Below are 21,540 nucleotides of genomic sequence, written 5' to 3' on the forward strand. Positions count from 1 at the left end.
TATTTAGTTGAAGGTTAATTTAATATATTTTCCGTAATCACGTTCAATTGTCTGCAAGGAAACTACCATACCTTTTAAAAGAAGCTGGACTTGCTTGTCCTCTTCTTCCGGCAAATCATTCGGAATGCTGCAGCTAAGGAAGCCGCCATCCGATGACTGATCAATAATCGGCTCCGCATTGGTTAATGCAAACACCGCATTGATGGCACCGAAGGATACAGCAGATGCGCCAGCACATACAATATCTGAACCATGTTCCGCAAAATCAGCATGTCCCTTCATCGAAAAGGAAGAAATCCTTCCGTCCGGGGACTGGTTAATCTTCACCTTGATCATAAAATCAGGCCTTACAAGTTGATAGCATCGATTACTACTTTAGTGTAAGGTTGGCGATGACCTTGCTTTTTACGTTGGTTCTTCTTCGCTTTGTACTTGAAAATCGTAATTTTCTTTTGACGGCCGTGTTTTTCAACCTTACCTGTAACAGTAGCTCCTCCCACTAATGGGCTTCCTACTTTTACAGAATCTCCGCCTACGAAAAGAACTTTATCAAAAGTGACAACTTCACCTTCAGCTACATCCAATTTTTCGATGTAAACTTCTTGTCCAGCTGCTACTTTGATTTGTTTTCCGCCAGTTTCAATAATTGCGTACATACTTGCACCTCCTCATAGTCTCAGACTCGCCAAAAACAGGCGTTTCGCCATAAGCAAAAGCTTAATACCTGATTTGTGCGGTTGTAGCACGGGTGCTACAAACAATAACATTAAAACTTTATCATAACGGACTCTCTTATGTCAATGGCGGAATGAAGAATTGCTTCAAACCATTTTTTTTATTTCTCGAATCGTTCCAAATTGTTTGAGGTTGAAATGGTGATTAGGATGTCCTTCCAAACGGCTAAAGAAAATCCGGACGTTTAAAATCGTTTCGATTCTCTTTAAATGTTTTGCATTTTCCCCTTTAAATACATCCATTACTTCTTCTGTCGCTTCGATAAGCACGGATTCATGCTCCCCGAACGGTCTTTCCCATAACAGCCTCTCCAATTCAAATGCGACGGTTTCCGGACTTTTGATTTTCCCTGTCCCTTTACAGACGGGGCAATCTGCAAGAATATACTCGGGAATGGATTTTTTTGTTTTTTTCCTTGTGACCTGCAGGATCCCCAAAGAAGTGAACCCTACAATCCGGAAATACTTCGGATCCCTCCTAAGAATATTCTCTAAGGATTTGATCACTTTTTTGCGATCATTTTCACTCTTCATATCAATGAAATCAATGAGGATGATGCCGCTGTAGTCCCTTAAAATGATTTGCCTGGCTATTTCATCTGCTGCTTCCAGGTTCGTTTTGATGATTGTATCCCCAAGCTGGCTTTTACCGGTGAACTTGCCTGTATTGACATCAAAGACCGTCAAGGCTTCTGTTTCTTCAACAATTAAATAAGCTCCGCTGTCCAGCCAAATGATCTGCTTCAGGGCACGCTCATATTCCTTTTCGATATCATAGCTCACCATGATATTTTTCTTGTCGGTATAAAGGGTATACTCCCACTCGCCGTCCGGCTGGGAGTCCTTTATGTCCTTCAGAAATGATGCGTCATCACAGATGACTGCACCAGTTCCCAGTCGATCCATCTCATTTGTGATTTCCCCTAAAAATAATGCAGGGGCATGGATCAGGGAAGGAGCAGGGGACTTTTCTGCCTCTTGTTGGATATGTTGATACCTTGTCCTCAGTTTGTTCAATTCCTGCATCAATTCTTCTTCGGTCGATTCAAATGCTTCTGTACGGAAAATGAAGCCTTCTCCATCCTTCTTCTGCTCATTGCCGAAACCCCTCAATCGATCCCGGGTTTCTTCAGGAGCTTTTTTGGAGACGGCAATATATTTCCCATGGGGCATATAAACAGCTTTTTTGCCGGAAAACTCCAAAACCCCTGTCAGTAAAGGGCCTTTCGTATCGCTCTCGTCTTTTTTTACCTGTACAAGGAGCTTTTCCCCCTGGCGAATGAACTTGGTCAATGCCATCATTTCTTTGTTATTCGATTCATTATGTATGTACGCAGGAATCTGATCGCGTGATAGGTAGCCGTTCTTTCCTTCTCCGATATCCACGAATGCGGCTCCAATCCCATTTTCCACTTTCTCTACTTTCCCCAGATAAATCCTCCCGACCATTGAATCCTGTTCAGGCTGGGCTATATTAAGCTTTAGCACCTTTTCATTTTCTATGACTGCATATCTTTTTTCTCTCGTTCGATAATCAATGATTATTTTATTCAAATCGATGCGCCTCGCTTTAAAGCATTAAGGGGAGGCTATGATCTGCCTCCCCTGTAATTACTTTAGCCAGAAAAAAAACAAACGTCAATAGAGCTCCAGGATGTCTTTTACTTTGGCAGTGACCATCTTCTCCGTGAAATAGGCATGCAGGAGTTCGTTTTCATCAAGGCTGCCGATTTCAGCGCTGCCCTCGATGACAATAATCGGGTGTTTAACGCCCCGTTTAAATCTGCTAAGCACCTCTGAGAGACTGTCCTCCGCATTTACATTCAGCGGACTGAGCCGCATGAAGTTCGGCTTCTTCCCATAATGGCGCTCCAAAAGGAACCTCATCAAGATAAATTGCCGCTGCTTCCATTCCATCCATAATGAAAAGTAGAGGTAGCATAACACAATCCATAAGTTTAATTGCATGGGAAAGATAAACAGAGAGAAAAGATGAAGCGACAATAAGACAATGACAGAAAATAAGATTGTTTGCTGAAATGCCTTTGAATATGGGTGGAGCAATGAAAGCCCCATAAGAAGGAGCTTCCCCCCATCAAGGGGCAAAACCGGTAAGAGGTTGAATAACAGGATCATGATGTTGAATTCCATGAACATAAAAAAAACATCCTCTGGCACCCATTCGTTCATATATAACGCATACATGACAGCAGTCATCCAAATATGCTGAAGGGGGCCGGCGAGTGTGACAGCCAATTCTTCTTTCAGCGGCCGGTTTCCATACTCCTCCATCTCAGCAACACCGCCGAATGGGAGGATCCTGATCCGTTTGATCCTCCATGAAAAAAACTGGGCGCAAACCCCATGCCCCATTTCGTGTATGATGATAATCCCAAGAAGCATCAACAACTCCGTGAAATGAGCAGTCATTACGGCAACGGCAGCGACCACCCAAAATAAAGGATGGATCCTGAATTTCAGGAAGACTTTAAACAGGGGTTTTTTTATTAGGAATTTACTCAAGCGAGATCACCTGCAGAGGGTCTACGAATTCATCCCCTTTTTTAATGGCTAAATAAAACTCACTTGATTCTCCTTCAGCACGTTTAGAAGGCTTTCCTACAACCATCCCATCTTCGACACTTTCATATTCCGATACTGCAATCGATTCCAAATGTCCATACCATGACTCTGTCTTCTTATCAGGGTGCTGAATGATCACGGTATACCCAAGATCATCTTTCTTGCCGGCAAAGATGACAACCCCTTTACTTAAAGAAACGACTGGTTCCTCAGCTTCCGTTTCGAGCATGATTCCTTTCCCATTTGCGCGGAAGCTTTCCAAAACTTTACCTGCTGGGACTGCATAATGAGGCTTGCTCCCTGCCGCTTGATCTACAGAATCTTTAGGGTCATTGGGAAAGAGAGCGAGCGGCTTTCCAAACTGTTCCTGATACCAATCAGATACTGCCGCAAATTGAAATTCTGAAGACATCATTTTTTCAACATACTTTTTCGGTTCTTTAAAAACCGGTGATGAACCGCGGTAAAGAACCGCCACCCCAAGAACAAGAACGGCAGACAGAAGAATCTTAAATAAAAACACTTCCTTGTTCCATAAAGGGTGCTGATCAGATGGACCCGATTCAAACGAAGGAAATCTCTCGCCGCCATACCTTTCTTCATCTGCAGGGATATAGGTGCTTCTGTTGGAAGTCCCATTGAACTGCTTCGTGTTTTTCCGTTTCGCTATCCGCTTTCTAATCTCATCCGCTCGATTACTCATGGCCTCACCAATCTCCTTTTAGACATTTGTACTACTTTATGACTTGTCCAGTCGGAGTATGAATAGAAATACCGAAAGTCATCCAGGCTCTTTAAAAAACAAAAAAGCCAAATGCCCCCGTCAATGATTGACGGCAAGCACTTGGCTTTCAATTTCATTTATTTTATTAAGCTTTGACGCCAAAGAATTTTTTCAGCTTGGCCATAACTCCCGGCTTATCTGTATCCAACGATTGAAGAGGTACAGATTCACCTAGGATGCGGCGGGCGATATTCCGATAGGCAATGGAAGCTTTGCTGTTTGGATTTAGCGCAATTGGCTCCCCTTGATTGGAAGACCTGATGACATTTTCATCATCTGCCACAATTCCAAGGAGGTCGATGGATAAATGAGTCGTGATTTCATCCACATCAAGCATTTCTCCATTCTTCATCATGTGGGGACGAATACGATTGATTACCAGGCGTGGAGGTTCAATATCCTCTTTCTCCAAAAGACCGATGATCCTGTCAGCATCCCTTACTGCTGAGATTTCAGGTGTAGTGACAACGATAGCCTTATCCGCTCCGGCAACCGCATTTTTGTATCCTTGCTCGATGCCGGCAGGGCAATCGATCAGGATATAATCATAATCCTGCTTCAATTCATCGACCAGCTTTACCATCTGGTCGGGATTGACTGCTGATTTATCGCTTGTCTGAGCTGCGGGAAGCAAAAAGAGAAGGTCATCGAACCGTTTGTCCTTCACCAATGCCTGATGGATTTTACAGCGGCCTTCCACTACATCCACCAGGTCATAGATGATCCGGTTTTCCAGTCCAAGGACAACATCCAAATTTCTCAAACCAATATCTGTATCGATCAGGCACACTTTTTTTCCTTGCAATGCTAAAGCTGTGCCTAAATTGGCAGACGTTGTCGTTTTTCCGACCCCGCCTTTTCCAGATGTAATGACGATTGCATCACCCATGAGTAGCGTCCCCCTTTAATCTATTAATTGTCGGTCTAAGATGTTTTAAAACTTGTAATCTATCAATGACGATTTGTTCTGAATCATCTATGTAGGCACATTCCATTTCATTTCCTGCTGCATCATAGGAGTCAGGAGCGCGATTCAGGCATTCAGCAATCCTTAACTGTGTCGGCGTCATCACAGAAGCAGCGATGACCGCATCTTTATTTCCATTGCATCCGGCATGGGCAATGCCTTTTAGCATTCCCATGATAAAAATATTACCGCCGGCTTTCACCCGTCCTCCAGGATTCACGTCCCCTACCAGAAGCAGATCTCCAGGGACTTCAAGCACTTGGCCGGAACGAACAACGGCGGCAACGGAAAAGATGTCGGTTTCTTCTTTCTGTTTAAACGCTTCCTCTTTTGTCATGACGCTGCTATAGACTTCTTCCACGACAAGATTGCGTTTTTTTCTGACAAGCTCCTTCAATTCTTCTTCCTGCTCAGTTGTCAGATAGCGATTGCCCGCCTGAATTTTAACTGCTATGAGTGGAGCATCTTCCTGCTCCCGGTAATGAGCGGACAGCTTATCTTCAAGTTCTTTTTTCACATCATCATATGAGCACTGATCATTCAGCTGAAGGACCAGTCCGTTTTTTGTGCCTTTTATCATAACATTTTGTTTTTTCATCATGGCGCTTTATTCACCTCAGTGCCTGTATAATTCGACAATTCGTGCCTGATTTCCTTTTTTGCAGGAAAGAATTAATCATCCAGCAACTCTTTTCTCCAAAACATCAGCCATCTTTTTAGAGGAAAAGCAACGATGATCAAGAATGCAAGATTCAATATTAACGTCGGCCAAAGTCTGATATCGACAAAATCAACCATCGTCATCTGGACATGACCGATTAAACGATAGAATTGATAGACAATGAATTCGACTGCTGCCATATTCAAGAGAGCAACCAGAATCGCTATGAAAACATTGGACTGCAAAACTTTCATGACCTTTGTAGTCAGGTAGACGGCAGCCGGAAATAGAAAAAGATTGATGCCGATGATCTCTGTGAAGAAAACATCATAAAGCAATCCGAAAAGCAGCGCATACCAAAGCGTATTGTTACGGATATAATAAATGGCCATAAAAATAAGGATGGCCAATAAAAAATGCGGCGCCAGGATGCGTTCACCATGAAAAGCCTTTGCCGAAAATACTTGGGCAAAGACTCCTTCAAAATAAAAACTGAGGGCCAGAATCAAAGGGAGAATGAAGCGTTTCATTATTCCCCCTCCTTTTCTGTCGTTAAATCAAATGCATCAGATTTGGCGATGGTCCGGTCGATGACCATCACATGCTCCACATCATATAAATCTGCTGATGGCTTTACATACGCCATTTGGGTCAATCCGTATTGATCTGGTACAAGCTTTTCGATTTTCCCGATCGGGATCCCTTCGGTGAAAAGTCCACCCATTCCCGATGTGACGACATTTCTGCCTTTCTTGATATCAACATCGTAAGGAAGTCTTTTAAGAATCAGCATTTTTTTCTTGGCATCATAGCCTTCTATTAATCCGAAAACATTTTTTTCGCCTTTTTCCCCTTGGACTTTGACAGAAATCCTGTTTTTAGGATCATTTGAACTCAATAGCTGGACTGTCGATGTGAACTGCTTGGAACTTTTAATTTTCCCAATGAATCCTTTAGCCGTGATGACAGCCATATTTGGCTTCACTCCACTGGATAAGCCTTTGTCGATTTGCAGAAGCTCTTCCCATTGGACGGGATTTCGTGCGATAACCGTGGCTTGGGTAGGATTGTAGTCCCTGAGATTATCTTTGATATTCAGGGTCTCCCTTAAATCTTTATTATCTTTTTGTAGATCATTGACTTTCGCGTCAAGAGAGGCAAGCTCATCAAGGCGGGCTTTTAACTTTTTATTTTCAATGTATGTATTCTGCAGATCCTCAACATTTTGAATAAAGCCCGCTACTGCTCCAGCGGGCTTGGATACAAGATTCTGTCCAAAGCCGACAATATCAGAAATGAATTGTTCCGGCAAAGAAACGTTTTCACGATCACGAAGAGAAAATCCAATCAATGCCACCAGTACAATGATGCTTACCAGCAATAATATCAGACGCTTATTTAAAAAGAATTGGGGCATGACTTACACCTCTATCATTTATTAGCGTGAATCTTTTGCTTTGTTCTTGAATAAGTGAATATGGTCCAGCGCTTTCCCAGTACCGATTGCCACACAATCTAAAGGATCTTCCGCAATCAATACAGGCATTTTCGTCTCTTCTCCAATTACTTTATCAAGGTTGCGAAGGAGTGCTCCTCCTCCAGTCAGAACAATGCCGCGGTCCATAATATCAGCCGCCAATTCAGGTGGTGTCTTCTCGAGCGTGCTCTTGACTGCATCCACGATAGAGTAGACCGTATCATGCAAAGCATTGGCGATTTCGACTGCTGTGATTTCAATCGTTTTCGGCAGACCTGTCAAAAGATCGCGTCCGCGGATTTCCATGGATTCCATGTCTTCAGCTCCGCCTGCAGAACCGACTTCCATTTTGATGGTTTCCGCTGTACGGTCCCCGATCATCAAATTATAATTCTTTCGGATGTAGCTGATGATGGATTCATCCATTTCATCTCCGGCAATACGGATTGATTGGCTTGTAACAATTCCGCCAAGTGAAATGATGGCCACTTCAGTTGTCCCGCCGCCGATGTCGACAACCATGCTTCCTGTTGGCTCCCATACAGGCAGGTTTGCACCAATTGCAGCTGCAAAAGGCTCTTCGATGGTATAGGCATCCCTTGCACCTGCTTGACGGGTTGCATCGATGACAGCGCGTTCTTCGACTGCAGTGATCCCGGATGGCACACAAACCATTACATACGGCTTGCTGGAGAATAATCCTTTATTTTTCACTGCTTGTCTAATGTAATATTTCATCATGGTAGCAGTTGTTTCATAGTCTGCGATGACGCCGTCCTTCATTGGGCGAAGGGCTACAACATTCCCAGGTGTACGTCCAATCATGTTTTTGGCATCATTTCCGACTGCTACGATGCTTTTAGTATCTGTCTGCATGGCAACAACGGATGGCTCACGGACCACAATGCCCTTTCCTTTTACGTATACCAGCGTATTCGCTGTTCCTAAATCGATTCCAAGATCTCTAGTTCCAAGTCCAAACATTCAAGTATCTCCCTTTCTGATACGAATTACTAAGGTTTTTATAGTACTTTTATTTTCAAAAAATCACAGGTAATTTCATCTTTGCGATTCGACAAAAATCGATGCTCGTTATGAAAAATCATAAACTCTATTATATCTCAATGGCTGTTAAAATCATAGTGTCATAAATAACCTTTTTCCTTTAAACTGATAAATTTCTTGTCGCCGATAATCAAATGATCGAGAATATCTATTCCGATGATTTTTCCGCATTCTGCAAGCCTTTTCGTCACCTCTATATCTTCCCGGCTGGGAGAAGGGTCCCCGGAAGGATGATTATGGGCACAAATAATAGACGCTGCAGAGCGGCGAAAGGCTTCTTTGAAGACTTCTCTTGGGTGGACAATCGAGGCATTCAGACTTCCGACAAAGATAGTCTGGCGGTGCAGGACTTGATTCTTGGTGTTCAGGTAGAGGCAGACGAAATGCTCCTGTGAAAGGAACCTCATATCATTCATGACATAATTCGCGCCATCCTCCGGGCTCCTGATGACGTAGCGGTCATCATACGTAAGATTGCTGATCCGGCGGCCGATTTCAACGGCAGCCATGATCTGGATGGCTTTTGCTTCACCGACACCTTTAATGGCTGTCATTTCCTCCAATGAAGCATCTTTTAAGAGCCTGAAGCCATCAAAATGGGTGAGAACGCGGTTAGCGAGGTGAATGACCGATTCGTTTTTTGTCCCGGTTCTTAAAATGATGGCAAGAAGCTCCTGATTTGAGAGGCTGCTTGCACCATTATTGGCCATCCTTTCACGCGGGCGTTCGTCAGTGGGATAGTCCCTTATGAGGATCGTTTCAGTTTCCAATAGGTTATTTTCCTCCTTTTAGGAGGACGCCGGGCCTGGCCATATCCCCTAAAAGGACAGACCTGCGGATTTCAGCTCTCGGTAAAGGCGGGAAACAGGAAGGCCGACCACGGAATAATAATCGCCCTTGATTTCTTTCACAAATAGCGAACCATACCCTTGGATCCCATAAGAGCCCGCTTTATCAAACGGTTCGCCTGTTTCAATATAGCGGTTGATTTCCTCGTCCGTCAAAGCCCAGAACGTCACATCCGTTTTTTCAAAAAAAGATTGGGGCTCTCCATCCTTGATGATGGAGACTCCAGTAAATACAGAGTGGGTACGGCCAGAGAGTTTTTTCAGAGTGGATTTAGCATCGTCAGAATCTAGCGGCTTCCCAAGGATTTCATCACCCAATGCTACAACCGTATCCGATCCGATCACTATGTCCTCAGGAAAAGATTCAGCCACGGTTTTAGCTTTCCTTTCAGCTAATAGAAGGACCGCTTTGTCGGGGGCGATTCCTTCGGGCAGATTTTCATCAGCATCGCTCGGAAAAATGTCAAATGGGACTTGAAGTTTTTGTAGAAGTTCTTTTCTTCGGGGAGATCCTGAAGCAAGGATTAAGCGGTTCATCTTTCATCAAACCTTTCCATTCAATATCAGAGGGAGATACAAGATAATCCTATCAAAAAGCCCCTTGCTAAACAAATGATAAACGACAAAAAAGACGATTATTTTTATCTTGATCCTAAAAACGCAAAGCTTGGGAGCAAGATCGAAAAAAATCGTCTTTTCGCAATATTTCCTAGAAAATATCAGTTTATGTCAATCTTTTAAAGATAGATAGGTGCTTAAAAAATCGAGAAGTGCTTGCTGGGCATCAATGAGATCTTTTTCATTTCCACTTTTCTTGAAGGTTTCAATCCCGGAATAGCCTTGGATCAGGTCCTTTTTCAATTCATTGATTTCTTTATTGGAGAAATCCCCAATCTGTTCCATGCTTTTTATTTTATCAGGAACATCAGCATCCAGTTGAGCGCCGTTCCCAGATAGTAAAGAGCCGCTCGTCTCAGACAGGAGAAGAAATAGGGGGGCTGCATCATTTAGGAATGCTGCCTCTTTTCCTGATACCCCATCAACCTTGATATCCCCTGCAGAAATTGTTTTTGCAAAAACATCGATCTGCTGATCCTTCATTTTTTGCGCCTGTACCTTTGCTTCTTCTACTGTTCCGGCTGTACCGGAATATAAATAGTATTGTTCCCCCTGCTTGGCGACAGAAGCAGGAAACCCTTTTGCGGCGATTTCTGCAGCAGTGGTTTTAGCAGCTTCTTCTGACGTAAAGATCCCGGCTTGGATGACAGGGACATTGAAGGAATTCAATGTTAATGCTGTGGCTTCTCCGCCAGATTTGGCATCCGATCCGCCCGCTCCTGCTTCATGATTTTCTTCAAGCCCCAAAGAAACGGCAGGTTCTGATTTGCTGGTAAACAAATGAAGCATGGCATACCCCAGTATCAGCCCAATGATGACCGCTGTTGCGATTGAAAAAACAAGATTCGACAGACCACCTTTCCGTTTTGGCCCTTTCGGCTGCACCCATGATTTTTTGGAAATGGCGGGCACATACGAAATCTGCTTGAATTCTTTTAGTTCACCTTGGTCCTGCCCCGGATCTGGCAGAACCCAATCAAATGATTCATCTTCCTCAAGGGCTTCAGAACCAGCTGCTGTTTCTTTTTTTGTATCTTTCCAATCATGCACCACTAAATTCTCTTCAAATTCCTTTTCTTCTCCGTTGATTTTGATCCTGATGGAGGCTTCATTTTTTCCCGGCTTGTCCAATTCCATTCCTCCCGCACGAAACATTTGCTTCATGCTACCATATCACGGATAAAAAAAAACAAGACTGGTGTCGTCTTGTTGGATAAGGTTTTCGTCAATTTTCGTAAATCGGTATTTTTAAGGAAGTTCCTGAATAAACGACGTTTTCTTTTAAGTTATTATAAGTTTTGATTGTTTCTTCCCCTTCAGGAGAATGATAGTATTTCATGGCGATGCTGAACAATGTTTCACCTGGTTGGACAATATGTGTCAAAACTTCTGCGGGATGGGTTGGATCCTTGTTCTGTTCATCTGAAGCTTTTTCTGAAGATGCCGAATCATCCGCTGCTGTGTCTGCAGGTGATGTCTGCTCATCTACTTGGCTGCCGGATTTATCAGCAGGTGGATTTTCGCTTCCGGAGTTCTCAATCGGACCTGTCGGAACAAGCGGGTTCACTTTATGGCTTGGCTGAGGTGCATCGATAACAGGCAGGTCCTTCACCAAATCTTCCAATTCAGGGTAATAGAAAATGGACAGGATGACATTATACGTTAGTGGAAGCCCTTGATCTAAAGTGGTTCTGGGCTCGCGGTTGCCTGCAAAATTTACGGAGTCGATGCTTACGATTCTCTCCATCCCTTCAAGGGAATCCAGAAAATCCATCAATTCATTAAACCCGGGAGCCTCCATCTGCAAATTAATTGTAACCCGATTAATCCCCTGCGGAAGCTGCACGCTTTTCTCAGGAATGGCAGTTTCTTGAGAATTCTCAGTCTGAAGGGCCTTTTCAAGATTTTTGCTGAGGTCGGCAGCTGAATTGGTGTCTGTTCCTTCAGCAGCGGTAGTTGATGCAGGATTCCCATCATCCTGAATGGAAACAGAAAGCAGCTTGCTTCCAGATGTAATCTGCGCCTGCTCCAAATTCAATATGAAGTTTTCAATTAACGGCTTTACCGGAATTTTCTTTTGAAGTTCGGTTGTTTTCACTGCAAGTTCTTCATTTCCTTTATTTACTACAGATGATTTCCCATCTGCTGTTAGACGCTTTTCCTCCATTAATTGTTTATTTAACAGTTCAATATCTTTTTGCTTCGGGATCAGCATCCATGCAGAAAGAATGAAAAGCAAAATGACAACAATGATACCACCGGTTAAGAAAACAGTTCGATTGTTCCATTTACTGTTCATCATTCACACCTTCTTTTGCCGAATCCGTATTTCTGATTGCGTCATTATCGATAATTAGATTATATTGAGCCAAATATCTTGGCAAAGATGCTCCTGCCTCATCCACACCTTCTGTGACAATACTGCCGAGTGAAACCTCCTTGATGAAGGGAGACTCTTTAAGGTTTTTCAGGTAATACGCTGCTTCGGGAGCTGTATCGAACTGTACAGTTAATGAAACGATTTCATTGCTGCTGTATGAAAACGTAAGAATATATCCCCTATCAGGAAGTTTCCCCGTTATTTCTTTAATCAGCGCTACAGTTGAAACAGGGTAAGTCTCTCCCCATTCTATCGCAGAAGATAACTTTTGAATGGAACCTGGTTCAATATTTCTCTCCTTGGCGTTCTGTACAGTCCTTAGTTGCCGCTCATAATTCACTTTCTGTTGAAGGCTCGCTTCTTCTAAGTTTAAGCGATGGTTATAGGAAATAAGAAGGATGACGGCTAAAAGGACTAGCAGCAGGAAAATTCCAATAAAGATGACTGGCTTGTATGGAGATTTTTTCTTTTCAATTAAATTAATATCGACCAGCATTCCTGTCACCTACTTTAGAGATAGCCCGATGCATTCATTGAGCACAAATGGTATATTCATATTTTTATCTGTCTGAAAAAGAGGCTGTGCAAGGGACTGTATTGAAATTCCCAGCTGGTTTTCCAACTCTTTGGCATAAGAATTAAGGAAAGGATGATCGCCTGAAACGATATAAGCATTCAACTGGTATTCTCCATTTGTCATGTTATATCGGTAGAAATTGATCAGTCTCTCTACTTCTTGACTGATCACCTGTATTTGTTCCATCGTTCCATTTTCATCGTTTGAAGGGTGATATACTTCAAAACCAGTCCTTGATTGCTGAATTTCATAATTTAAACTTTCAGGGAGCACCTGAGACCTGACATATATAGGTTTATGATCATGAAAAATGGACAGCTGAAAACTATTGATAAAAATCTGGATTTGCAATAAGTGTTGATTAGGGTCATAAAGATTTAAATGATAGTAAAGCCGGTACAGAGACAAAATGGATAAATCCATCACTTGCGGTTTACATTTCAATTCTGTCAGAAAGTCAACATATTGCTGAACAATCGATTCCTTGACAGCGATAAGAAGCACCTCGTTTGCCCCTTCTCTTGTTTCAAGTTCAACCACTTCAAGAATGGGATCCTCAAATGGCAAATGCAGGGACTCCCCTATTTCCATATATAGATATCCCTTTATTTCATCAAATGGAATTTCAAGCGGCACAGAAACCTTACGCACAATGGTATGACCATCTGGAAGATTCACATATACCGGGACTCTCTTGATTTTATTTTCTATTAAATAATGATCAATGATCATGCTTAATGTTTCAGGATCTTGGATGATTCCTTCTTGAATCAATCCTTCCGGGAGGCATTTTTGCCCATATCTTTTTATGGAATGATGCTTTCCTGTCTCAAGGAAACGAAAATACCGGTCTGTGAACATTACATGCACCGTACGTTGAGTGTCAAATATAGACGGCATTCCTTTCCTCACTCCTTACCAGAAAAATGTGTTGAAGTACCAGTCGATGATTTCTTGCGTATAGAAAAAAGCCAATATCGAACCAATGCCAATAAAGGGTCCGAATGGAATCGGCTGGCGCTTTCCATATCGTTTCATAGACATCATGCTGATTCCGAATACTGCCCCAATTAATGAGGCGAGTGCGAAAGTCAGAATGATGGCTTTGAGCCCCAGCAAATAGCCTAATACAAAAAACAGCTTAATGTCCCCGCCGCCCATTGCGCCTTTACTGATGATGGCAATAAGGAGAAGCGTCCCGAAGCCGATGAACGCCCCCAGCAGGGAATCCCACCATGGTGAAAGCGGATCGAATACGCGGAGCAAAATAAAAACGGGCAGAAAAAAAAGAAGAACTTTATCAGGGATAATCATATAGTGGATATCCGAAATAAAGATGATTATGATCAGTGAAATAAGGGCCCAGCCAATGAGTGTTTCAATCTGCCATCCAAAGTGAAGGAACGATAATAGAAACAATATCCCAGTCGCCAATTCAAATAGTGGATAGATGATAGAAATCTTCACACTGCAGTTTCTGCATTTTCCTTTTAAAGCTATGTATGAAATAACGGGAATGAGTTCGTACCAGTTCAGGGTCTTTTGGCATGAGGTGCAGTGAGATCCCGGGTAGATAATTGATTGTTTTTTGGGGACTCGAAGACCCACAACGTTGAAAAAAGAACCAAGAATAAGTCCTAATATAAAGACAAATAAATCAATGAAAAACAAAGACATCCAACCTTTTGATTTTCTATTATTATACTATATTAATAGTAAGTTCGACATAGTTCGAGGAAAAGCCTGCTAATACATGTCTAAAATTATTATAAAAAAAAGAGCACGAATGTGCCCTTAAGAAATTCTAATTACGGGTAGCCGGCTTTTTACCTGAAATAATATCCGCTTCAGAAGCATTATCATAATAAGTTTTTGAACTACCCGATTTTGCGCTAGGTTTGAGAGTAATGCTATACGTAATCGCATTACCTTTTTTTACAATCAATACTTTACTATTAGTACCATCATATGCTTTTTTATCATTATCTGGATCTCCCGGAATAGCATCAAGATAACCTCCATCAACTAATTGCTTTACAGAAGGTGTTGAGGGAACTATTATAGTAGAATCATTTGCAGCAACAGCGATTTTAGCAGCAGAAATTATCTGCAAAGCATTGGCCCTGTGAGCATCAGCCTTGCTTTTGTCAATAATTCCCCCAATACTCGGCACAGCAATTGCCGCAATGATTCCTAAAATGACGATGACAGCCAACAGTTCAACGAGGGTGAAACCTTTTTGGTTCTTTAGTGCTTTGATTCGTTTCAACATCCGCTTTTCCTCCTAGGACTTTAGTACGGCGTTGCCGCCGTTAAAAAAAGCCAATTTTATATTTAATCATGATAAATATAAAATTGGCGGGGTGCACTACTAGCTCCAGATTATCCTAGTGCCCATTTTGGGATAACCTTTCTTCGCTTCCAATTATTCTCTCTCTATTTAATTATTCACAATTATAATAGATACGTAGCCTATTTTCTACAAATAATGTGTTAATTTGATAATTTTTTTTATTATTGAATATGATTAAAGATGTCGAACATCGGAATGGCGATGGCTGCTACGATCGTCCCTACAACAGCAGCCAGGAAAACTATCAATACAGGCTCTAAGAGAGACTTCAATTGTTCGGTTGCCTGGTCCACTTCAGCCTCATAAAAATCCGCTACTTTATCAAGCATATAATCCAATGTACCCGACTGTTCCCCAATGGAAATCATCCTGGACACAAATACCGGAAATGCCCAATGGTCCTGCATCGGCTCTGCAATTGATTTCCCTTTTTCCAGAGACATCTTCGATTCATGCAAAACCCTGGAAATCACTTCATTTCCGACAGCTTTCTGAACAATGGTCAGCGACTGCATGATTGGCACAGTTGCAGAGAATAAGGAACTTAAGGTACGCGTCAGTCTGGCTAATATGGCTTTTTGCATAATTTTTCCGAATATCGGTATCCTTAAAATCACATAATCGACCCAATACGTCCCATTATTCGTTTTATTTTTGAAATAATAAAATCCTGTCCCAGCTAAAATCAGCAATAAGAGTCCGACCCACCAAAATGTATGAAAGAAATCGCTGAGATTAAGCAGGAATGCTGTCAACGGCGGCAGTTTAGATCCAAAGGAAGAAAACATTGACGCAAATCTCGGCAGAATGACAGTGAGCATGAAAATGACTACCCCTATCGATATTCCACCTAAAATGGCAGGATACGTCATGGCAGCTCTCACTTTTTGTCTAATTGCATTCTGTTTTTCAAAATATACAGCCAACCGATCCAGAATTTCTTCCATCTGGCCGCCAGCTTCCCCCGCTTTCATCATATTGATGAAGATTGGAGGGAAGATCGATTTATGCTTCTCTGCCGCTTCCGAAAACGACATACCAGACCGGATGTCTTCTTCCATTTCGAATAATACACGCCTTAACTGTTTATTGTCAGTTTGCTGGGCGAGAATTTTCGTTGCATCCACGATAGTGATCCCTGCTTTGATCAGGGTGGAAAATTGCCTGATATAAATAACAAGATGTTTGAATTTAACTTTATCAAGCCCAAACTTGATTTCTTTATAAAAAATGCCCTTTAACTCTTCGATGTTTCTGATGGATATCCCGCGTTCCTTCAGGTTTCCTACTGCTTCACGATGGTTAATGGCAGATATCTTTCCTTTTACAATGCTACCTCTTCTGTCCCTGCCTCGATATTGAAATACTGGCATCTTAAACACCCTCAGCAAGGAATGGCATCGCCGTTTCCCTTGCAATCTTTTCGCTGTCCAGGAGCGTTTGAATATTCATCTGCATCGTCTGCATGCCCGCTGCTTTATTTGTCTGCATGATGCTGTGAATCTGATGGATTTTTTCATTTCGAATCAGATTCTTAACAGCCGGCGTGTTCAACATTATTTCAAAGGCAGCAACCCTGCTTTTTTTGTCAACAGTAGGTAAAAGACGTTGTGAAATGACCGTATTTAAGACAGAGGCGAGCTGAATTCTTACCTGTGACTGCTGCTCAGGCGGAAAGACATCAATAATCCTGTCGATTGTGGCGGGGGCATCCGTCGTATGGAGGGTCGCCAAAACCAAATGACCTGTTTCAGCAGCTGTGATGGCCGTGGAAATCGTCTCAATATCCCTCATTTCCCCTACAAGAATGACATCTGGGTCCTGCCTTAAGCAGGCACGAAGACCGTCTGAAAAGGATTTTGTATCAAAACCTACTTCACGCTGATCTATAATGCACGCGTTGTGTTTATGTAAATATTCAATCGGATCCTCGAGTGTGATGACATGCCTGCGCACCGACCGATTCATTTCATCAATCATGGCAGCAAGGGTTGTTGACTTCCCGCTGCCTGTGGGCCCGGTAACAAGTACTAGTCCTTGCTGTTGCAAAGCAATCCTTTTGAAAATCATAGGCAGCTTTAAGTCTTCGAATGTAGGAATCCTTGTAGGAACGACCCGGATGGCCATACTGATGCAGGATCGTTGATGAAAAGCATTGACGCGAAATCTCGAGACTCCTTCAATGCCATATGAAAAATCCAGTTCTCCCTTTTCTTTAAAAACCTGCCATTGCTGATGAGGAATGATGGCCTTAGCCATTCCCTCTGTATCTGCAGGCTTTAATACCTCTTTCCCGTAATGCTTGAGGTCTCCATTCAATCTCATCACTGGCGGGACACCAACAGTAATATGAATATCCGATGTCCCAAGTTCAAATGCCGCTCTTAAAATACTATCCAATCGTTCTTTCAAATCCATTCTCCCCTATTCTTCCATTGCTACCCGTAATATTTCATTTATGGTCGTGAATCCCAATTTTGCCTTCAGAAGACCGTCGTCTATCAAAAACAGCATCCCTTTTTTCAAAGCATTCATCTTTATTTCTTGCATGCTTTTATTGTTATAGAGGAGACTTCTCATATCATCGTCGAATACCAATAATTCATGGAGGGCCATTCTCCCCCGGAATCCTGTCTTTTGGCATGAGTTGCATCCTTTGCCTTGATACAGTTTCTGGACAGTCAATCCCCTGCGTTCGAATAGTTTCTTTTCCATATCTGTTGGTTCATACTCCTCTTTGCAATCGCTGCAAATCAAGCGAACCAGACGCTGAGCCACGACACCGGATAAAGCCGAGACAACTAGATAGGGTTCAATATCCATATCTAGAAGACGTGGTATTGTCGAAATAGCTGAGTTCGTATGCATCGTACTGAGGACAAGATGTCCAGTCAATGCCGATCTGACTGCTATCTCCGCTGTCTCATGGTCCCTTATTTCACCAATCATGATGATATTCGGGTCTTGTCGAAGGATGGACCGAAGACCGTTTGCAAAAGTGAGGCCAATCTGTGGATTGACTTGCACCTGATTGATCCCATCCAGGATATATTCAACCGGATCCTCAATCGTCACAATATTTACCTTTTCTGAGTTAAGGTGGTTCAAGGATGAATAAAGAGTCGATGTTTTCCCTGAACCGGTCGGACCCGTCATAAGAATGAGCCCAGAAGGTTTCTCAATCAGCTTGATGTAGTTTTGGATATTCATCTTATTGAATCCAATTTGAGATATTTTTTTTACAACATTGTCGAGATTGAGGATCCTGATAACAATTTTTTCTCCATCCACTGTGGGCAGGATTGAAATCCGAAGATCTACATTCGTCCGGTGGATATCCATTTTGATTCTACCGTCCTGCGGCAGTCTGCTTTCAGTGATATTCATATTGCCAAGAATTTTTATCCTAGCCACTAAGGATGGATAAACAGCTTTTGCTATGACCCGTTCTGTTTTTAAAATTCCATCTACCCTGTAGCGGATAAGGACTTTTGTCTCGTGAGGATCAATATGTATGTCGCTTGCTTTAAGCTGTACGCCGGAAGATAGAATTTGATTGACAATTTTGACCGCGGGAGCTTCATCTTCCTCGGCTTGACTGTAGGCAGCCAATTCTTCCTCTGTGTATTGTTCATTGACATGATAGTACTTATGGAGGGCAGAAATGATTTCATCTTTGGTTGCGATGACAGGTTTGATTTGAAAGCCGGTAGATATCTGCATATCATCCATTGCAAAATAATCCATTGGATCATTCATGGCTACCGTCAGTTCCTGTCCCTTTTTCTCTATCGGAATGACGAAGTTCCTCATTGCAAATTCTTTGCTGATTAGTTTACAAAGACTGGTATCAATTGGATAACGATGAAGGACGATATGCGGAATCCCAAGTTGGAATTCCAGCACTTCGATTAGTTGGCCTTCATTAAGAAAGCCTCGTTCTACAAGAGCATCTCCAAGCTTCTGTCCTTTTTTCTTCATTTCCAAGGTTTCATGGAGCTGACCTTCTGAAATGATCCCAGCTTCTACTAATAAATCGCCTAAACGTTTCCGTTCTTTCATTTTTAACGTCCCTTCAATTGTAAAATACTTTCAACTTTTGGACTATTTACATTATATTATAAAGTAAGAGAAACAAATTTCGATAGAATAATATGTTTTTAAGGAGATTTCGACAATATGGTGAGAAATGAACGTGGGAACACGCTGATAATCGTTCTTGTTACTATAACTGTATTATTGTTGGCAGTCGTCTTGCTGATGCCTGCTTTATCCCAGCGTGAATCGAATCAGGAAAGAACCTATCGAAACCTCCAAGTCACTGAAATGGCCAACTCCACAATGCAATCGCTATTGGAGGATCCATCTATATTGTTAAAAGAGAAAAATCCGCTGATTATTAAAACTCCAGACAGTGACGCAATGGATGTATATGCTGAAGCAATAGATTCAGAAGGTCATCCCTTGGAATCAAAAGACCTAACCCGTGTTCCCTTCACGTTGAGAGCATCAGCCTATTACGGTGATTTGAATCATAACAGAAGCAAGGACATTGACGAAAAGTTTTTTACTAAAAAAATCATAACTAGCGCGGCAAGCAAAGCTGTGCTGGATATACCCAACATTCCTAATCTCACATTTGTCAGTTATATATCTTCCAAATTAATATTGAATGCCTCTCCCAATAGTAAGGACATTGAAGCAAACATGACTATTGTCCCTCATATTTACAAAGCTGTAATTAACAAAAATGGGGAATTTGAAACAAGCATTTTGTCGCCGCAACCTCTTATTTCACCATTTTCTAATAGTAATGTAGCTGGTTTTAAATTGGAATTTCAAAATGCAAAAAATGGTTCTTTCTATTGTGTTAAAGCAGCAAATGCAATGGATGAAAGCTTGGAAAGCGGCTGCGCCATTTTTAAAGTGTCCGATGGATTAAGTGCAGGCAATGGCTTAGTAAAAAAAGAGGAAGGGAATGTCACGATATACGAAGCAATATCACCACAAATATATACTCCCGGGATTTTGACTGTATTAAAAGGCAATCATGTGTATAACCAGAATGGAGGAGATATAGATTTTTCAGGGGACTTAGGGGTAATTATTGAAAATGAGGTGTTTTTAAATCTTTTAAAAGGGGGGCAAGGTGATATTAAACTGACTTCCAATTCCGGGTCCATCACTCTTCAAGAAGGATCTGGATTGAATAGTTTCACAAACAGCAATGACAATAAATCTACCATACTATTAAAGGCTTCTACAGGAATTTATATCGATAAAACCCAAATATACAGTGAACGGGGAATTAGTTTAGAAACCGGACAAATTATTTCCGCACAAGAGGCGAAATTAGAAACAGGAAAAAATAAAGCCTCTGTTAAATTTATATTAACATCATCAGGCTATCAGCTTAATATTGACGGGCTTTCATTGGATTCAGGTGAAGATGCTGCTGCATCCCCTAAAAACGAGTTGAAAATATGCGGTAATTTATTAAGCGGAACCATTAATTCCATAAGCAATTATTTCTGCAGTCAATAAATAGCAGACCAGCCTTCATTTTGGCTGGTCTGCTATTTTTGTAACTCAGTATTCAGTAGATTAAAACTGTACTGTATGTTTTTATCCCCTTCAATTTTCACTATGAATGCCCTTCCCTTCTGATCAAGGGAATCTAATTTAATACCGCTGATTCCTTTAAAAGCTTCTCCTTGTTCAGGATATTTAAAATCCATCAGTGCATCGCATTTTCGTTCATAATGATAAAGGGTTTTCTGCTCTTTGTTCACATTAAATGAATGGCATGTTCCATCCATCTGCCTTACCTTAATTTCCTGAGGGTCTTCTGTATAAGCGATCTCTATACCAGATGAAAAAGTGTCCTGCAGCAAAAGTCTTAGAGCTTGAGAGTTTCCTTCCTGGATCACTGTAGAGTTGGTCTGGGAAACAAAATGGTTGGTTTGGAGCAAAAAACCTATGACAACTCCTATTATAAGAAAAAAAATAGTGATGGATGCCAAGAGTTCAATCAAAGTCATACCGGCTTCAGAATTAAACACCTTTTTTATTCTTTCCATTTGACACCTACCACCAGCAGCTTCGGAATTACTGCTTCTTCTTTTTTCTCATTGATTACTTTTATATGAACGATAGAAGAAACAAATACACATTCATTCTTTTCTTTACACATGTCGAAAGTTGGACTTCCATTTATGGAAATAAGCTCCGATTGAATAGCCGGTGTATTTTTCAACTCATAAGTATCATTAGCTTCTGCATTATTGATTTCTTCTGCTTCCTTCACCAATTCTTGATTCGCCAACTCAATTGCCTTCTGTTTTGTATCGGAGCGTTCGTCCAAAAAAGAAAAGAAACCAGTAAACTGAAGGAGAATCACTGCTAATATCCCTAATATAGTGATAGATAAAAGTACTTCAATCAGGGTGAAACCTCTTTGATTATTCATGAAATCACTTCTTTGTATTGGCAT

At 41.7% G+C, this 21,540-nt stretch carries 24 protein-coding genes, 1 riboswitch and 1 other annotated feature; of the genes, 1 reads left to right on the forward strand and 23 read right to left on the reverse strand.

Annotated features, from left to right (window positions below):
- Positions 1 to 3: 3 nt before the first annotated feature.
- From DFR59_RS07550 to DFR59_RS07650, 21 genes are all read right to left on the reverse strand, one after another.
- Positions 4 to 336, reverse strand: a complete 333-nt coding sequence (locus tag DFR59_RS07550) for a ribosomal-processing cysteine protease Prp (protein WP_114745022.1) — start codon at positions 334 to 336, stop codon at positions 4 to 6.
- A gap of 11 nt (positions 337 to 347) precedes the next feature.
- Positions 348 to 656 (reverse strand): 50S ribosomal protein L21, encoded by a 309-nt coding sequence (gene rplU / locus DFR59_RS07555; RefSeq protein ID WP_114745023.1) that lies wholly within the window; start codon positions 654 to 656, stop codon positions 348 to 350.
- A gap of 12 nt (positions 657 to 668) precedes the next feature.
- Positions 669 to 749 (reverse strand) — a sequence feature (ribosomal protein L21 leader region).
- 72 nt (positions 750 to 821) lie between these two features.
- Complete coding sequence (locus DFR59_RS07560) at positions 822 to 2,288, reverse strand: Rne/Rng family ribonuclease (RefSeq protein WP_114745024.1); 1,467 nt, start codon at positions 2,286 to 2,288, stop codon at positions 822 to 824.
- Positions 2,289 to 2,372: 84 nt separating this feature from the next.
- Positions 2,373 to 3,257 carry a M50 family metallopeptidase gene (locus DFR59_RS07565; RefSeq protein WP_245948410.1) on the reverse strand — a complete coding sequence of 295 codons (885 nt, stop codon included), beginning with the start codon at positions 3,255 to 3,257 and terminating at the stop codon, positions 2,373 to 2,375.
- A complete protein-coding gene (locus DFR59_RS07570) occupies positions 3,250 to 4,020 on the reverse strand; it encodes a M23 family metallopeptidase (protein WP_114745025.1) in 771 nt (256 codons plus the stop codon). The genes DFR59_RS07565 and DFR59_RS07570 overlap by 8 nt, the downstream gene beginning before the upstream one ends.
- Before the next feature lie 166 nt (positions 4,021 to 4,186).
- Positions 4,187 to 4,990 carry a septum site-determining protein MinD gene (gene minD / locus DFR59_RS07575; protein WP_114745026.1) on the reverse strand — a complete coding sequence of 268 codons (804 nt, stop codon included), beginning with the start codon at positions 4,988 to 4,990 and terminating at the stop codon, positions 4,187 to 4,189.
- Entirely contained in the window at positions 4,983 to 5,669 is a 687-nt protein-coding gene (gene minC, locus DFR59_RS07580) for a septum site-determining protein MinC (protein WP_114745027.1), read from the reverse strand. Before minC ends, minD begins: the two co-directional genes overlap by 8 nt.
- Before the next feature lie 71 nt (positions 5,670 to 5,740).
- Complete coding sequence (mreD, locus tag DFR59_RS07585; protein WP_114745028.1) at positions 5,741 to 6,259, reverse strand: rod shape-determining protein MreD; 519 nt, start codon at positions 6,257 to 6,259, stop codon at positions 5,741 to 5,743.
- Positions 6,259 to 7,146, reverse strand: a complete 888-nt coding sequence (gene mreC / locus DFR59_RS07590; RefSeq protein ID WP_114745029.1) for a rod shape-determining protein MreC — start codon at positions 7,144 to 7,146, stop codon at positions 6,259 to 6,261. The genes mreD and mreC overlap by 1 nt, the downstream gene beginning before the upstream one ends.
- Positions 7,147 to 7,167: 21 nt before the next feature.
- Positions 7,168 to 8,190 carry a rod shape-determining protein gene (locus DFR59_RS07595; RefSeq protein ID WP_114745030.1) on the reverse strand — a complete coding sequence of 341 codons (1,023 nt, stop codon included), beginning with the start codon at positions 8,188 to 8,190 and terminating at the stop codon, positions 7,168 to 7,170.
- Positions 8,191 to 8,351: 161 nt separating this feature from the next.
- Positions 8,352 to 9,041, reverse strand: a complete 690-nt coding sequence (gene radC / locus DFR59_RS07600; protein WP_114745031.1) for a RadC family protein — start codon at positions 9,039 to 9,041, stop codon at positions 8,352 to 8,354.
- A gap of 48 nt (positions 9,042 to 9,089) precedes the next feature.
- Complete coding sequence (locus DFR59_RS07605; RefSeq protein WP_114745032.1) at positions 9,090 to 9,656, reverse strand: Maf family protein; 567 nt, start codon at positions 9,654 to 9,656, stop codon at positions 9,090 to 9,092.
- A 192-nt stretch (positions 9,657 to 9,848) separates the two neighbouring features.
- Complete coding sequence (locus DFR59_RS07610) at positions 9,849 to 10,868, reverse strand: SPOR domain-containing protein (protein ID WP_158538350.1); 1,020 nt, start codon at positions 10,866 to 10,868, stop codon at positions 9,849 to 9,851.
- A gap of 94 nt (positions 10,869 to 10,962) precedes the next feature.
- Positions 10,963 to 12,036, reverse strand: coding sequence for a LysM peptidoglycan-binding domain-containing protein (locus DFR59_RS07615; RefSeq protein WP_211318534.1), 1,074 nt, complete (start codon positions 12,034 to 12,036; stop codon positions 10,963 to 10,965).
- The gene (locus DFR59_RS07620) at positions 12,026 to 12,613 is read right to left on the reverse strand and encodes a PilN domain-containing protein (RefSeq protein ID WP_114745035.1); all 588 of its coding nucleotides are present in this window, start codon (positions 12,611 to 12,613) and stop codon (positions 12,026 to 12,028) included. Before DFR59_RS07620 ends, DFR59_RS07615 begins: the two co-directional genes overlap by 11 nt.
- A gap of 9 nt (positions 12,614 to 12,622) precedes the next feature.
- Positions 12,623 to 13,594: a type IV pilus biogenesis protein PilM gene (gene pilM, locus DFR59_RS07625; protein WP_114745036.1), complete on the reverse strand. Its 972-nt coding sequence runs from the start codon at positions 13,592 to 13,594 to the stop codon at positions 12,623 to 12,625.
- Positions 13,595 to 13,609: 15 nt separating this feature from the next.
- Positions 13,610 to 14,371 carry a prepilin peptidase gene (locus DFR59_RS07630; RefSeq protein WP_114745037.1) on the reverse strand — a complete coding sequence of 254 codons (762 nt, stop codon included), beginning with the start codon at positions 14,369 to 14,371 and terminating at the stop codon, positions 13,610 to 13,612.
- A gap of 127 nt (positions 14,372 to 14,498) precedes the next feature.
- On the reverse strand, positions 14,499 to 14,966 hold the full coding sequence (locus tag DFR59_RS07635; RefSeq protein ID WP_114745038.1) for a type II secretion system protein: 468 nt from the start codon (positions 14,964 to 14,966) through the stop codon (positions 14,499 to 14,501).
- A gap of 76 nt (positions 14,967 to 15,042) precedes the next feature.
- A riboswitch (cyclic di-GMP riboswitch) is annotated at positions 15,043 to 15,126 on the reverse strand.
- A gap of 82 nt (positions 15,127 to 15,208) precedes the next feature.
- Complete coding sequence (locus DFR59_RS07640) at positions 15,209 to 16,420, reverse strand: type II secretion system F family protein (protein WP_114745039.1); 1,212 nt, start codon at positions 16,418 to 16,420, stop codon at positions 15,209 to 15,211.
- A 1-nt stretch (position 16,421) separates the two neighbouring features.
- On the reverse strand, positions 16,422 to 17,459 hold the full coding sequence (locus tag DFR59_RS07645; RefSeq protein ID WP_114745040.1) for a type IV pilus twitching motility protein PilT: 1,038 nt from the start codon (positions 17,457 to 17,459) through the stop codon (positions 16,422 to 16,424).
- Between the two features lie 12 nt (positions 17,460 to 17,471).
- A complete protein-coding gene (locus DFR59_RS07650; protein ID WP_114745041.1) occupies positions 17,472 to 19,109 on the reverse strand; it encodes a GspE/PulE family protein in 1,638 nt (545 codons plus the stop codon).
- A gap of 117 nt (positions 19,110 to 19,226) precedes the next feature.
- On the opposite strand from DFR59_RS07650, the gene DFR59_RS07655 reads away from it, so the two are divergent.
- A complete protein-coding gene (locus DFR59_RS07655) occupies positions 19,227 to 20,591 on the forward strand; it encodes a hypothetical protein (protein WP_114745042.1) in 1,365 nt (454 codons plus the stop codon).
- Between the two features lie 32 nt (positions 20,592 to 20,623).
- Here the strand turns inward: DFR59_RS07655 and DFR59_RS07660 are convergent, their stop codons facing one another.
- Together DFR59_RS07660 and DFR59_RS07665 are read right to left on the reverse strand one after the other, a co-directional pair.
- Positions 20,624 to 21,127 (reverse strand): PilW family protein, encoded by a 504-nt coding sequence (locus tag DFR59_RS07660; RefSeq protein ID WP_114745043.1) that lies wholly within the window; start codon positions 21,125 to 21,127, stop codon positions 20,624 to 20,626.
- Entirely contained in the window at positions 21,115 to 21,516 is a 402-nt protein-coding gene (locus tag DFR59_RS07665) for a type II secretion system protein (protein ID WP_158538351.1), read from the reverse strand. Before DFR59_RS07665 ends, DFR59_RS07660 begins: the two co-directional genes overlap by 13 nt.
- Positions 21,517 to 21,540 lie beyond the last annotated feature (24 nt).

It is taken from the genome of Falsibacillus pallidus, assembly GCF_003350505.1.
Taxonomy (GTDB): Bacteria; Bacillota; Bacilli; order Bacillales; family DSM-25281; genus Falsibacillus; species Falsibacillus pallidus.

Excerpts from the sequence above, each read along its gene's own strand:
- DFR59_RS07550 (WP_114745022.1), bottom strand. The coding sequence starts at position 336 with ATGATCAAGGTGAAGATTAACCAGTCCCCGGACGGAAGGATTTCTTCC.
- rplU (WP_114745023.1), bottom strand. The coding sequence starts at position 656 with ATGTACGCAATTATTGAAACTGGCGGAAAACAAATCAAAGTAGCAGCT.
- DFR59_RS07570 (WP_114745025.1), bottom strand. The coding sequence starts at position 4,020 with ATGAGTAATCGAGCGGATGAGATTAGAAAGCGGATAGCGAAACGGAAA.
- minD (WP_114745026.1), bottom strand. The coding sequence starts at position 4,990 with ATGGGTGATGCAATCGTCATTACATCTGGAAAAGGCGGGGTCGGAAAA.
- minC (WP_114745027.1), bottom strand. The coding sequence starts at position 5,669 with ATGATGAAAAAACAAAATGTTATGATAAAAGGCACAAAAAACGGACTG.
- mreD (WP_114745028.1), bottom strand. The coding sequence starts at position 6,259 with ATGAAACGCTTCATTCTCCCTTTGATTCTGGCCCTCAGTTTTTATTTT.
- mreC (WP_114745029.1), bottom strand. The coding sequence starts at position 7,146 with ATGCCCCAATTCTTTTTAAATAAGCGTCTGATATTATTGCTGGTAAGC.
- DFR59_RS07595 (WP_114745030.1), bottom strand. The coding sequence starts at position 8,190 with ATGTTTGGACTTGGAACTAGAGATCTTGGAATCGATTTAGGAACAGCG.
- DFR59_RS07605 (WP_114745032.1), bottom strand. The coding sequence starts at position 9,656 with ATGAACCGCTTAATCCTTGCTTCAGGATCTCCCCGAAGAAAAGAACTT.
- DFR59_RS07615 (WP_211318534.1), bottom strand. The coding sequence starts at position 12,036 with ATGAACAGTAAATGGAACAATCGAACTGTTTTCTTAACCGGTGGTATC.
- DFR59_RS07620 (WP_114745035.1), bottom strand. The coding sequence starts at position 12,613 with ATGCTGGTCGATATTAATTTAATTGAAAAGAAAAAATCTCCATACAAG.
- pilM (WP_114745036.1), bottom strand. The coding sequence starts at position 13,594 with ATGCCGTCTATATTTGACACTCAACGTACGGTGCATGTAATGTTCACA.
- DFR59_RS07630 (WP_114745037.1), bottom strand. The coding sequence starts at position 14,371 with ATGTCTTTGTTTTTCATTGATTTATTTGTCTTTATATTAGGACTTATT.
- DFR59_RS07635 (WP_114745038.1), bottom strand. The coding sequence starts at position 14,966 with ATGTTGAAACGAATCAAAGCACTAAAGAACCAAAAAGGTTTCACCCTC.
- DFR59_RS07640 (WP_114745039.1), bottom strand. The coding sequence starts at position 16,420 with ATGCCAGTATTTCAATATCGAGGCAGGGACAGAAGAGGTAGCATTGTA.
- DFR59_RS07650 (WP_114745041.1), bottom strand. The coding sequence starts at position 19,109 with ATGAAAGAACGGAAACGTTTAGGCGATTTATTAGTAGAAGCTGGGATC.
- DFR59_RS07655 (WP_114745042.1), top strand. The coding sequence starts at position 19,227 with ATGGTGAGAAATGAACGTGGGAACACGCTGATAATCGTTCTTGTTACT.
- DFR59_RS07660 (WP_114745043.1), bottom strand. The coding sequence starts at position 21,127 with ATGGAAAGAATAAAAAAGGTGTTTAATTCTGAAGCCGGTATGACTTTG.
- DFR59_RS07665 (WP_158538351.1), bottom strand. The coding sequence starts at position 21,516 with ATGAATAATCAAAGAGGTTTCACCCTGATTGAAGTACTTTTATCTATC.